The organism is Lentihominibacter hominis (assembly GCF_014385065.1).
Classification (GTDB): Bacteria; Bacillota; Clostridia; order Peptostreptococcales; family Anaerovoracaceae; genus Lentihominibacter; species Lentihominibacter hominis.
In genome coordinates this window covers 643,118-655,752 of the sequence record NZ_JACRTA010000001.1, presented here as the reverse complement: position 1 = coordinate 655,752, position 12,635 = coordinate 643,118, and the positions used below count along the sequence as shown (strand labels likewise).

At 41.5% G+C, this 12,635-nt stretch carries 13 protein-coding genes; 10 read left to right on the top strand and 3 right to left on the bottom strand.

All coding sequences use genetic code 11. The annotated features are described in order from the left end of the window. The first annotated feature begins 104 nt into the window (after positions 1-104). The 4 genes from H8692_RS03150 (at position 105) to H8692_RS03135 (ending at position 4,840) form a co-directional block, all read left to right on the top strand. Positions 105-593 carry a MarR family winged helix-turn-helix transcriptional regulator gene (locus H8692_RS03150; protein WP_177267825.1) on the top strand — a complete coding sequence of 163 codons (489 nt, stop codon included), beginning with the start codon at positions 105-107 and terminating at the stop codon, positions 591-593. Then, positions 590-2,329 (top strand): ABC transporter ATP-binding protein, encoded by a 1,740-nt coding sequence (locus H8692_RS03145; RefSeq protein WP_177267824.1) that lies wholly within the window; start codon positions 590-592, stop codon positions 2,327-2,329. Before H8692_RS03150 ends, H8692_RS03145 begins: the two co-directional genes overlap by 4 nt. Next, positions 2,329-4,155, top strand: a complete 1,827-nt coding sequence (locus H8692_RS03140; RefSeq protein WP_187524969.1) for an ABC transporter ATP-binding protein — start codon at positions 2,329-2,331, stop codon at positions 4,153-4,155. The genes H8692_RS03145 and H8692_RS03140 overlap by 1 nt, the downstream gene beginning before the upstream one ends. A gap of 76 nt (positions 4,156-4,231) precedes the next feature. Continuing rightward, positions 4,232-4,840, top strand: a complete 609-nt coding sequence (locus tag H8692_RS03135; protein ID WP_187524968.1) for a DUF4825 domain-containing protein — start codon at positions 4,232-4,234, stop codon at positions 4,838-4,840. A 124-nt stretch (positions 4,841-4,964) separates the two neighbouring features. On the opposite strand, the gene H8692_RS03130 is transcribed toward H8692_RS03135, so the two are convergent. Then, positions 4,965-5,273, bottom strand: coding sequence for a GIY-YIG nuclease family protein (locus H8692_RS03130; RefSeq protein WP_177267821.1), 309 nt, complete (start codon positions 5,271-5,273; stop codon positions 4,965-4,967). A gap of 167 nt (positions 5,274-5,440) precedes the next feature. Between H8692_RS03130 and moaA the strand changes: the two genes are divergently transcribed. From moaA to H8692_RS03100, 5 genes are read left to right on the top strand one after another with little or no spacing between them, the layout of a single operon-like run. Then, positions 5,441-6,394, top strand: a complete 954-nt coding sequence (gene moaA, locus H8692_RS03125; RefSeq protein ID WP_177267820.1) for a GTP 3',8-cyclase MoaA — start codon at positions 5,441-5,443, stop codon at positions 6,392-6,394. Then, positions 6,394-6,897 carry a cyclic pyranopterin monophosphate synthase MoaC gene (gene moaC, locus H8692_RS03120; RefSeq protein ID WP_465250884.1) on the top strand — a complete coding sequence of 168 codons (504 nt, stop codon included), beginning with the start codon at positions 6,394-6,396 and terminating at the stop codon, positions 6,895-6,897. The genes moaA and moaC overlap by 1 nt, the downstream gene beginning before the upstream one ends. Continuing rightward, entirely contained in the window at positions 6,876-7,808 is a 933-nt protein-coding gene (locus tag H8692_RS11025) for a molybdenum cofactor synthesis domain-containing protein (RefSeq protein ID WP_465250883.1), read from the top strand. The genes moaC and H8692_RS11025 overlap by 22 nt, the downstream gene beginning before the upstream one ends. 27 nt (positions 7,809-7,835) lie before the next feature. After that, a complete protein-coding gene (locus H8692_RS03105; RefSeq protein WP_243206879.1) occupies positions 7,836-9,188 on the top strand; it encodes an oxygen-binding di-iron domain-containing protein in 1,353 nt (450 codons plus the stop codon). An 11-nt stretch (positions 9,189-9,199) separates the two neighbouring features. After that, positions 9,200-10,033 carry a deoxyribonuclease IV gene (locus H8692_RS03100; protein WP_177267818.1) on the top strand — a complete coding sequence of 278 codons (834 nt, stop codon included), beginning with the start codon at positions 9,200-9,202 and terminating at the stop codon, positions 10,031-10,033. Between the two features lie 20 nt (positions 10,034-10,053). Here the strand turns inward: H8692_RS03100 and H8692_RS03095 are convergent, their stop codons facing one another. Together H8692_RS03095 and H8692_RS03090 are read right to left on the bottom strand one after the other, a co-directional pair. After that, positions 10,054-11,226 carry a cation diffusion facilitator family transporter gene (locus tag H8692_RS03095; RefSeq protein ID WP_177267817.1) on the bottom strand — a complete coding sequence of 391 codons (1,173 nt, stop codon included), beginning with the start codon at positions 11,224-11,226 and terminating at the stop codon, positions 10,054-10,056. Positions 11,227-11,239: 13 nt separating this feature from the next. Next, positions 11,240-11,500: a TIGR03905 family TSCPD domain-containing protein gene (locus H8692_RS03090; RefSeq protein ID WP_187524967.1), complete on the bottom strand. Its 261-nt coding sequence runs from the start codon at positions 11,498-11,500 to the stop codon at positions 11,240-11,242. Positions 11,501-11,570: 70 nt separating this feature from the next. Between H8692_RS03090 and H8692_RS03085 the strand changes: the two genes are divergently transcribed. After that, on the top strand, positions 11,571-12,617 hold the full coding sequence (locus H8692_RS03085; protein WP_177267815.1) for a DUF3048 domain-containing protein: 1,047 nt from the start codon (positions 11,571-11,573) through the stop codon (positions 12,615-12,617). Positions 12,618-12,635: the final 18 nt, after the last annotated feature.

The window sequence follows — 12,635 nt, the reverse complement described above, 5'->3', positions numbered from 1 at the left end:
ATATAAATAGTTGCATTGACAACCATTAATGACATGATAAAATGGTGCCTATTGATAATGGTTGCAATGGCAACTATTTATTTTGAAAGGAATCTTGCCGTCAAATGAAACAGATTACTAACGGAACATCAGGTATGAAGTACTGCGGTCCCACAGTTTTAGGCCCTATACATATGTATTTTTCCATAATATACAGACATGGAAGAGTGATGCACGATAAGGTTATGAGACAGTTTGGTCTGACAGGTCAGCAAATGGGATATTTGAAGTATATCAATGAAAATCCCGGAATTTCCCAAGAAGAGTTGTCCAGATATGCACAGATTGATAAAGGTGCTGTAGCAAAAGCCATAAAGGATATGGTTTCTAAAGAATTTGTGGACAGAAGGCAAAATCCGGGTGATAAACGGGCATATTGCCTTTTTCCTACAGAGAAAGCCGGACGTGTATATCGCTTGGGAGAGGAGACTTACATGAAATTTGAGCGTAACATCACAAAAGGGATGAGTGATGAGGAGATAAAAACTTTGACTGTGCTGCTCGGTAAGATGACACAAAACATAGCGGAAATGCTGGAAGGAGGAAAGATATGAAGACAGTTTTTAGATACTACAAGCCGTATATATGGCTGATAGCGCTGATTTTGGCATTCCTGTTCGGACAGGCTATGTGTGAGTTGGCTTTGCCTGGATACATGTCTGACATAATCAACAACGGAATAGTAAAACAGGATATGGATTATATTTGGAAAACAGGCCTGATAATGCTGGCGGTTTCAGCCGGTACAGTATTATGTTCGCTGGCAGGGAGTTTTTTGGCTTCCAGAGTATCAGCGAAGTCGTCCAGAGATATAAGGAGGGCATTGTTCAGAAAGGTAACGGCGTTTTCGGCTGCGGAGCTGGAAGATTTTTCTACAGCATCTCTGATAACGCGTTCAACCAATGATGTACAGATGGTGCAGCAGGCAACAGTAATGATACTTAGATTGGCGTGTTTTGCTCCTATGATGGGAATAGGAGCTATAGTAAGGGCATTGAATACAAGTGTATCTCTTTCATGGACTGTAGGCCTTGCTTTACTTGTCATAGTCTGTATCATGCTTATGGCTTTTTTTCTTGTACTTCCCAAATTTAAAGTACTGCAAAGCAAGCTTGACAGACTGAACCTAATTATGAAGGAGAGATTGTCGGGAATACTTGTAATAAGAGCTTTCAATACTGAGAAATCAGAAGAAGAGAGATTCGATACAGCTAATGTGGAACTGACTAAGATAAATGTGTTTGTTAACAGAGCAATGTCATTTATGATGCCTTCTCTTATGTTTGTGATGAACGGAGTAAGTATTCTCATAATATGGGCAGGCGCACATTTGATAGAATCACAGGATCTTATGATAGGGGATATGCTGGCATATTTGCAGTATGCTATGCAGGTGATAATGTCGTTTCTGTTTATAACTATGATGTTTATAATGATACCAAGAGCTGCCGTCTCTGCTCAGAGAATAGGACAGGTACTGGATGTGGAGCCTACTATAGAAGACTCTCAAAAACCGCAGAGTTTAGAAAATCATAAAGGCGTCGTACAGTTCAGCAATGTATCCTTTGCTTATCCTGATGCTGAGGAGAAAACTCTGGAAAATATAAGTTTTACCGCACAGCCGGGGAAGACCACGGCTATAATAGGCGGTACGGGAAGCGGGAAATCGACACTTATAAGTTTGATTCCGAGGTTTTATGATGTCACGGAAGGTGAGATACTTCTTGATGGTATTAATATCAAAGATATGACACAGCATGAGCTCAGAGATCAGATAGGTTACGTACCTCAGAAGGGAATGCTGTTTTCGGGAACCATAGCAACTAATCTGCAGTATGGCAAAGAAGATGCGACAGCCCAGGAAATGCTGGAAGCCGCTGAGACAGCTCAGGCGCTGGATTTTATAAGCGAAAAGGAAAACGGGTTTGATGAAGAAGTGTCTCAGGGAGGGACTAATGTTTCCGGAGGACAGAAACAAAGACTTTCTATAGCCCGTGCTTTAGTGAAGAAACCTAAAATATATATTTTTGACGATAGTTTTTCAGCGCTGGATTTCAAAACAGATAAAGCCCTCAGAGATGCTCTTAAAAAGAAGGTCGGAGACAGCACCATCATAATCGTAGCGCAGAGAATAAATACTATTATAGATGCTGATCAGATTCTTGTAATGGATGAAGGAAAGCTGGCCGGAATTGGATCTCATGAAGAATTGATGGAGAACTGCAGTGTATATAAGGAGATAGCATTATCCCAGCTTAGTGAACAGGAATTGGAAAGGGGGCGTAAATAATGGCAGGAAAGAAAAAGGGACCGGGTCCTGGAGGGCCGGGAGCCAATATGATGCCGGGGGAAAAAGCCAAAGATTTCGGAAAGACAATGAAAACTCTTGTCAGATACCTTTCCCCTTATAAATTCAGACTTGTAGCGGTATTCATCTTTGCCATAGCAAGTACAGTGTTTTCCATAATTTCACCTACTATATTGGGAGATGCCACCGATAAAGTAGTAGAGGGTCTGATGGGAGGCATGGGTATAGATTTTGAAGGACTGCTTTCTATATTGCTGCTTCTTCTGTGTCTATATGGTTTGAGCTTGCTGTTTGGAGCAGCGCAAGGATGGATAATGGCAGATGTTTCTCAGAAAGTCATATATAATCTTCGTGATAAAATGTCGGTGAAGCTGGACAGACTGCCGCTTAAATTTTTTGACAGTAAGACTCATGGTGAGATACAGAGCAGAATGATAAATGATATAGAGACTGTGAATCAGACTTTGTCAGTGAGCTTGACGCAGATAATAACAAGCTTTACAACTATAATCGGTATACTGATAATGATGCTGCGTATAAGTGTACTTATGACAGTGACGGCTCTGGTGGTGCTGCCGCTTTCAATGCTGGTGATACGTCTGATAGTATCCAAATCACAGGGGCATTTTAAGAATCAGCAGAAATATCTTGGCTATGTCAACGGACATGTGGAAGAAATGTACACAGGACATGATATCGTAAAAGCATTTAATCGGGAAGAAGAATCTCAAGAAACCTTTGAGAAGTATAATGATAAGTTATGCGAATCTGCATGGAAGTCACAGTTCTTGTCGGGAACTATGATGCCTATAACTAATTTTATAGGAAATATGGCATATGTGGCAGTATGTCTTTTGGGCGGCAATCTTGCCATAAACGGCAAGATCTCTATCGGTGATATACAGGCCTTTATCCAATATGTGAGAAGCTTTAATCAGCCTATATCACAGGTGGCTAATGTTGCCAATCAGCTTCAGTCTACAGCTGCGGCTGCAGAGAGAATATTTGAATTGATAGATGAGGAAGAAGAGGCAGGCCTTGATGAAGCTCCTGAAAAAGTAATTGATGTAGATGATGTAAAGGGCAGGGTAGCTTTTGAGAATATAAGGTTTGGATACAGCCCGGATGAAACTGTTATACATGATTTTTCATTTGTTGCACAGCCGGGACAGCGTGTTGCCATCGTAGGTCCGACAGGAGCTGGAAAAACCACTATAGTCAAGCTGCTTATGAGATTTTACGAGCTTGAGAAAGGGAAAATTACAATAGACGGATATGATATAACTAAATTGTCGAGGTCAAATTTAAGAGAGATGTTTGGTATGGTACTCCAGGATACGTGGTTAAATAATGGTACTATCCGCGAAAATATAAGATATGGTAATCCGGACGCTACTGATAAAGAAGTGGAAGCGGCTGCTAAGGCGGCTCATATAGACCATTTCGTAAAGACCCAGAGCAAAGGATATGATATGGAGGTAAATGAAGAAGCTACTAATATTTCTCAGGGACAGAAACAGCTCCTCACAATAGCAAGAGCATTTCTTGCAGATGCTCCGATACTGATTCTTGACGAGGCCACAAGCTCCGTTGATACAAGAACAGAGGCACTGATACAGCAGGCAATGACAAATCTTATGAAAGGGAGAACAAGTTTTGTTATAGCTCATAGATTATCTACGATAAAAGATGCTGATCATATATTGGTACTTAATCATGGAGATATAATAGAGCAGGGAACTCATGAGGATCTATTGTCACAAAATGGATTCTATACCAATCTTTACAACAGCCAGTTTGCACAATAGATACACTGCTGTCACATACTCGTCATAAAAAAATGGTATAACTGTATCATCATATAAAAAGCGAGGATATAGTGTGATGGGAAAACTTATCAACAACAAACGTGCTGTAAAGTGGGTTCTCATGGGACTGATCGCAGTGATAATCGGGTTTGCGGCCATTCTGTTTTCCGTGAGTATGGTAAACGGAGACAAAGAGGTTTCTGCCCAAAGCAGTGTAGACACGGTGAGTTCACAGAATATGGTGATAGATTCTTCTTCGGAGTATGCCGATAAGCTCTATGGCTGTCTGGTCTCAGATGTCAATGATACTGCAGCTGTGGTGAAACTTCTGGAGACTATGGGACTCGAAAGTGTAGCCGGTAAGTATAATGCTACCATTAAAACAGAAGGTGATATGCATATATTATCTGTGTCGCTGGAGGATTCTGTACAGAAAACCGGAAAAAAAGTTTTAGACGGGAATATGAAGAAGTGCGCTCAGCAGATCATGGCGCTGGTACCATCTGTAGGACAGGTACAATGGACGTATTCTCTGATTTCTTCGGGAGAAGCTGATGAAACCGTTACGGTATCTGTAGACGAGGAAGCGGCTGCAGAGAAGCTTTCTAAAGATATCAAATCTTACGGAAACTCTGCTGATACATTTAAAGCTCTGCTTGAAGAGCAGGCTGGGCTGTCCCAATGACGGCAGATTGATATCTGCAAGCTGTGATATTATGAAGGGGTATTAATTTTAATAGATGAAAAAAAGCTGCCTGCAAGGTATATTGGACTTGCGGCAGCTTTTTTGAGTAAGAATATCAGTCGGATCAGCTTTTTTTCAGCAAATTTTTCGATGAATTAAGCAGCTTCGTTTTCTTAAGACGTGACATTTTTTTTATGGCGGCTTCACGTTTCATAGCGGATATTTTATCGGGGAAATATTCAAGATATACAGGGCAGAGCGGGCCTCTGCCCTTTGTGTATTTTGCTCCTTTTCCGTCTCTGTGAGCCGATAAGCGTTTGTTAAAATCATTGGACCAGCCCGTATAAAATGTGCCGTCGCCACATCTTAAGATATAGACACAAGGACGGCTAAAGCTTTTATTTTTTGCTTTGTTTTCTTTTGTTTTATCCAAATCAATACACTCTCTTTTCTTCCTGTAATATAATTATGAAGTTTGTTGTGTGAAAAGTCAACAGACTAAAATCCAGTACGATTAATGGGTCAATACCAGCAAAACAATTGCTGACTCCCGGGTTCTTTTCTGATATAATGTGGTTAGAATGGAGAAACTATAGATCTATGATAGACAATTACGGAAGAAAAATAGATTATATGCGGATCTCGGTGACAGAACTATGTAATCTCAGGTGCAGATATTGTATGCCTGAAGAAGGTATCGTCAAAAGGGATCATGAAGAAATGATGACGGCTGAAGAAACCGTAGATGCGGTAAAGGCTGCGGTTTCTCTTGGAATAAGCAAGATAAGAATAACGGGTGGAGAGCCGCTGGTGAAACGAGGGATTGTCAGTCTCTGCAGGCAGATAGCAGCCATAGAGGGCGTCAGAGAATTATGCATAACGACAAATGGAACTTTACTTCCCAGATATGGCAGAGAACTTAAAGATGCCGGGGTAAACAGAGTTAATATCAGTTTGGATACTCTGGATCCTGATAAATACAGAGAGATAACAAGAATTGGTGACCTTCGGGAAGCTTTGGATGGCGTAGATGCGGCTTTTGAAGCGGGATTTGAAAAGGTAAAGATAAATACAGTTCTTATGGGCGGATTTAATGATGATGAGATAAAAGATTTTGTGGCCTTGACATGCGACAGGCCTTTGGAAGTAAGATTTATAGAACTGATGCCAATAGGCGGAGGCATGGACTTTGATAAAGCAAAGTTTATAAGCTGTCAGAGTGTATTATCTGAAGTTCCAAAGCTGAGACCGCTGGGTTGTTCTGACGGTGTGGCGGTGATGTACAGCCTGCCGGGGGCTATGGGCAGGATTGGACTTATACGGCCTATAAGCTGTGAATTTTGCAGGGAATGCAACAAGATAAGGTTAACGGCTGACGGGATGCTGAAACCATGTCTTCATTCGGATGCTGAAATTTCCATAAAAGGAAAGAGCCGGGCAGAGATGGAATTAGTGATGCAGGATGCTATATTGCAGAAACCACAGATGAGAGATCATCTGGATGCTGACAATCCGAGTCATGCCGGAAGAAATATGAATAGTATAGGAGGTTGATGATGGCAGACTTCACTCATTTTAATGATGATGGCAGAGCCAGAATGGTGGATGTGGGCAGCAAGTCTGAAACAGAGCGTATCGCTGTAGCGGCCGGCAGGGTTCTTGTAAATAGGGAAACTTTCGATTTGATTGAAAACGGAGGTCTTAAAAAGGGGGATGTACTTGCTGCGGCTCAGATAGCCGGTATAATGGCAGCTAAGAAAACGTCGGATATAATTCCTATGTGCCATCCGCTTATGCTTAACGGAGTGGATATAAAGTTTAAACTAAACAGAGAAATTCCGGCCGTTGAAATAAAAGCGCAAGTAAAGTGCAGAGGCGTAACCGGCGTAGAGATGGAGGCTTTGACAGCAGTTTCTGCAGCAGCCCTTACAGTTTATGATATGTGCAAGGCTGTACAAAAAGATATGATCATAGACAGGATATGCCTTCTTTCAAAGACAGGAGGCAAAAGCGGAGATATCAGACAGGAGGGAATATGGATTACAGAGCAGCGGTAATAACTATGAGTGATAAAGGTTCGCAGGGATTGAGAGAAGATACCGCAGGTGACGCGGTAGTTAGAATACTGCAAGAGAACGGCTGGTCGGTGGAATACAGAACTCTCATTCCTGATGATATGGAAAAGATAAAGTCAGAATTGTTGAAATGCGCTGATGAGTTGCAGGTGACGCTGACAGTAACTACAGGAGGTACAGGTTTTTCTGTAAGAGATGTGACCCCGGAAGCTACTATGGCAGTTGTTGACAGAGAAGTCAGAGGTATTCCGGAGGCGATGAGAGCTGAAAGCATGAGGATAACTCCTATGGGAATGCTTTCAAGAGCGACGGCAGGTCTGAGGAAGCGAACTCTCATAATAAATTTGCCAGGGAGCAGGAAAGCTGCTTCGGAATGCCTTGAAGCAGTTATAAAGCCTGTAAAACATGGCGTGGAAGTCCTTTTGGGAGAATCCGGCGACTGCGCTGCTATCCATTTGCCGGACGGGAAAGTTAAAGCAGTGTGCATAAGTGAAAAAAAGGGCGTGCAGAAGCACGATATAGGAGAAGCCTATCTGAAAGTGAATCATGGTATTGAAGGTGATGCTCATGCAGGAAATTGGCATAGACAGGTAAGCCTTCTGGCGGCTGAAAGCGTGGAAAAGGTACAGAAATCACTTGATTTTGAATTGAAAAGCGGGGATTTTGCCGAGAATATTCTTACGGAAGGTATAGAGCTTTATACGCTTCCTGTGGGAACGAAGCTTAAAATAGGTGAAGCTGAAGGAGAGGTAACCCAGATTGGAAAGGAATGCCATCACGGATGTGCTATAAGAGAATTGGCGGGAGACTGTGTGATGCCGAGAGAGGGAATTTTTATCAAGGTGATAAAAGCCGGAAAAGTGAAAACCGGAGATTCGATAAAAGTATTGTAAATGAATATGTTGAAGGAGGAATCAGCAATGATGAATAATGTTACGGATTCGATTATATATGTGGGGGCCAACGATCACGATATTGACCTGTTCGAGGGCCAGTATAAAGTACCTGAAGGTATGGCGTATAATTCATACATCATAAAAGACGAGAAAAACGTTGTCATTGATACCATAGATAAGAGAAAGACTGAAGAGTGGCTGGCTAACGTGGAGGAGGCGCTTGGAGGAGAAGCTCTTGATTATCTGGTGGTGCAGCATATGGAGCCTGATCATTCGGCATCAATAAAGGCTTTAAAAGAGAAATATCCTGATGTAACTATAGTAGGAAATAAGAAGACTTTTAATATGATATCGCAGTTTTTTCCGGGGATGACAGTGGAAAATAAAATGATCGTTCAGGATGGCGATGTTCTTGCACTTGGAAATCATCAGCTTAATTTCATATTTGCGCCTATGGTGCATTGGCCGGAAGTAATGATGACATATGAATCAAAGGAGCAGATCCTTTTCTCAGCTGATGGATTTGGAAAATTCGGGGCGCTGGACTCTGCTGATGATGACTGGGCATGTGAAGCAAGAAGATATTATATAGGTATTGTCGGGAAGTACGGAGCTCAGGTTCAGAATGTACTTAAGAAAGCGGCAGATCTTGATATAAAGATTATATGCCCGCTTCATGGACCGGTGTTGGATAAAGATCTTGAGTATTACATAGGTCTTTATGACATATGGTCAAGTTACAGACCTGAAACGTCAGGGGTTTGTATATGCTATACTTCAGTTTACGGTAATACCAAGAGCGCTGTCGAATTGCTGGAACAGGAACTCAAAGCTGCGGGAGAGGAAACTGTGGTTGTCAATGATCTTGCAAGGTGTGATATGGCCGAAGCTGTGGAGGACGCTTTCAGATATGACAGGATGATTCTGGCTACTACTACTTATAATTCTGATATATTCCCGTTCATGAAGGAATTTATAGAACATCTTAAGGAGAGAAATTATCAGAACAGAACGGTAGGGCTTATAGAAAACGGAACATGGGCGCCTATGGCTATAAAGATAATGAAAAAAGCTTTTGAAGGTTCTAAGGATATCAACATGGCTGAAAACAACGTAACTATATTATCGGCGATAAACGATAAGAGTCGGAAACAGATAAAAGAGCTGGCTGCTGAAATGATTTCAAAGAAGAAATCATTAGATAATGCTGAAGAGATTTTTGATGATGAAAATGAAAAGATAAAACCAGAAAAGAAAAAAGGTTTTGTCTGCACTATTTGTGGATATATCTATGAGGGAGATACACTCCCTGAAAATTTCGTATGCCCGCTTTGCGGACAGGGGCCTGAAGTTTTTGAGCCTGTAGATATAGAATAAAGGATGGCGAAATGTTTAATATAGGATGTCATTTATCCTCAGTCAAAGGCTTTGAGCATATGGGAAAAGAAGCTTTAAAAATAGGTGCCGACACATTCCAGTTTTTTACGAGGAATCCAAGAGGCGGCAGGGCTAAAGACATTGATGAAAATGATGTGAAGAGATTCTTAGAGCTTGCAGCTGAACATAATTTTGCCAGACTGGTAGCTCATGCCCCATATACTCTGAATCCCTGCTCGGCTACTGAAAAGGTAAGAGCGTTTGCTTATACAGCGATGTCAGATGATATGCAGCGTATGGAGCATATTCCGGGAAACTATTATAATTTTCATCCGGGCAGTCATGTGGGACAGGGAGTGGAGAAAGGTATAGAGCTAATAACGCAGCTGCTAAATGAGATAATAACACCTCATCAGAATACTGTGATACTTTTGGAAACCATGGCGGGTAAAGGCAGCGAGATCGGGGGAAAGTTTGAAGAACTTCGGGCTATAATAGATGGGGTAAAGATAAAAGAAAAGATAGGTGTTTGTTTTGACACATGTCATGTAAGTGACGCAGGGTATGATATAATAAATAATCTGGATGGGGTAGTAGAGGAGTTTGATAATATCATAGGACTTGATAAGCTTCATGCGCTTCATATCAATGACAGTCTCAATCCTGTAGGAGCGCATAAAGACAGACATGCCAAAATAGGTGAAGGATGTATAGGTTATGATGCGATAGTGAGGGTAATCAATCATCCAAAGCTTAAAGGCCGTCCGTGTATACTGGAAACACCTAATGAGCTCGACGGGTATGAGAGAGAAATAAGAATGCTTAAAAAAGCGTATGATGGATAGTCATACGCTTTTATGCTGTTTTAAATTTTAGTATATGCTTTGTCAAATGTTATGACGGCAAAGTATTTGTTATCGACCGCTTTCACGGCATTATTGGCAATTCTGAGAATTTGTTTTTCAGGGTATCTGCATTTTGTTGAAAGTACTACATCAAAAATTACGTTGGTATGAGTAGGGCCGGGAACTATCCTGAAATCATGTATGCTCTCTACTCCTTCAAGGGGAGAGAATGCCTCCTCTATAATTGCACGAAGTTTATTGATGAGTGGGTCATTGGTTTTCACAGGATCCATGTGAATAACAAATTCTATATGAAGTGTTTCTTTCACAAGCCGTTCTATATTGTCTATCATATCGTGGCTTTTCATAAGATCTCCGTCGGCATCTACTTCTACATGTATAGAGGCAAATATTTTTCCCGGTCCGTAATTATGGACGATGAGATCATGTATACCTAAAACACATGGTTCTCTCATGACGGTTTCGGCTATGTCTGAGACCAGCGTTTCATCAGGGGCTTCTCCCAGCAGAGGGCTGGAAGTTTCTCTCACCAGCTGTATGCCTGACCATATGATAAACAGAGCAACAAGACATCCCATATATCCATCTATCTTAAGGTCGGTGAATTTCCCCACCAGAACGCTTATGAGAACGACTCCTGTGGCAATCACGTCATTTCTGCTATCAGCACCTGTAGCTATCAGTGTGACCGAATTAATTCTTTTTCCTATATTTTTATTAAACATAGACTGCCATAGTTTGATAACTATGGCGATCACAAGAGTGATTATGGTGATATAGCTGAATTCAAGGATTTCAGGATCAAGTATTTTTTCAATAGATGTTTTCAGAAGCTGTACGCCTAAAATTATTATAAGAATAGATACGAAAAGTCCGGTGAGATATTCAATGCGGGCGTGTCCGTATGGATGATTTTCGTCTTCGGGTTGTGATGCCAGCTTGAATCCTATCAGTGTCATCAGTGATGATGATGCATCGGCAAGATTGTTTATGCCGTCGGCGATTATGGCGATACTGCTGGAAAAAATACCGATAAGTATCTTCATGGTGCAGAGAACTACATTGGAAATGATACCAACTACGCCGGCAAACTTACCGTATCTTTCACGTACTTTAGGATCAGAAGTATTTTCGTAATCCCTGACAAATAATTTGATGAACAGATTTCCCATTCTTCATGGCCTCCTATTTGGCTTGTTCTTTTTTCTGCGCCTCCATCAAGGCCTGGGCAAACTGATCTGAGCATGAGGTTTTTTTTGAACCGCAGGTTATACCAAGCAGACGTTCTTTGACCTGATCTACCGTCATTCCCTCCGTAAGTGCCGCAAGAGCCTTGAGGTTGCCGCTGCAACCTCCTTTGAAGTGTACATTTTTTACTATGTTTCCGTCCAGTTCGAATTCAAGCTTTGTAGGACAGACGCCCTTCGGCGAAAAATCATATTTCATTGTTCTAAGTCCTCCTAAGATATGGTACAATACAGTATAACAAATAAACTCTGAAAGGGAAAGATGAAGAATGATGGAAACTTCAAGAAAAAGGCGAAGAAGGAGAAAGCCCGGTAAATTATCCGTGTTTGTGATAATCTTGGCAGCACTGGTGGTGATTGTAGGAGCGATAGGAATTGTTTCTCTTGGCGGAAAGATCATCGGAGGGCTTCCCGGAATAAAAGATAAAGAAGAAATCATAAATCCTCTTACCGGTGAAGTAAGCAGTGAAGATTTACCGGCCAGACCACTGATAGTTTCGATAGATAACGTAGGAGATGCTGTTCCTCAATCGTGGCTGTCTAAAACAGATATGGTTTACGAGTTTCCTGTTGAAGGAAAGCAGACAAGGCTTCAGGCTGTATATTACGGACAGTTTCCTGAAGAATTTGGACCCATAAGGAGTACAAGACCGTATTTTGTAGATCTGGCCAGAGAATACAAAGGAATTTTTCTGGCGCATGGATGGAGCCCTGAAGCGAAGTCCTATCTGATGTCAGATGTTGTTCCTTATATAAACGCCATGAACAGTGACTGCGAATTTTATAGAGTCAGTGATAAAAGTGCTCCTCATAATTCCTATATAAAATGGGAAGAAGTAAAAGCCAAAATAGATCAACAGGGGTGGTGGGATGAAAAACAGGATATTCGTTCTTTTGACTTCCTCAAAGGAGCTCAGACCAACGAGGGCGAGGAAGCGACTTCATTGACCTTCAAATATGCTGAAAGTAAATTTGAGTTTACATATGATGAATCTTCGGGGAAATATACTCGGACTCTCGCAGGTAAAAAGTATATAGATCATGAGACAGGAGAGTCTATAACAGCGAGCAATGTTCTGGTGCAGAAAGTCAGCAGCTCTGTCCTTGACAGTAAAGGCAGACTGAAGATAGATATGTGCGCAGGCGGCGAAGCCATACTGTTTACGGGAGGAGTTGCAGTTAAGGGCACATGGTCCAGAGAAGATCTTGATTCCAGAACCATTTTTAAAGATAATGAAGGCAACGAATTCAAATTTACGGTAGGCAATACATGGGTAGAAGTCACAGATCAGAATTGTGATCTGAGTTATAAATAAAAAAACGCTCACTTTATT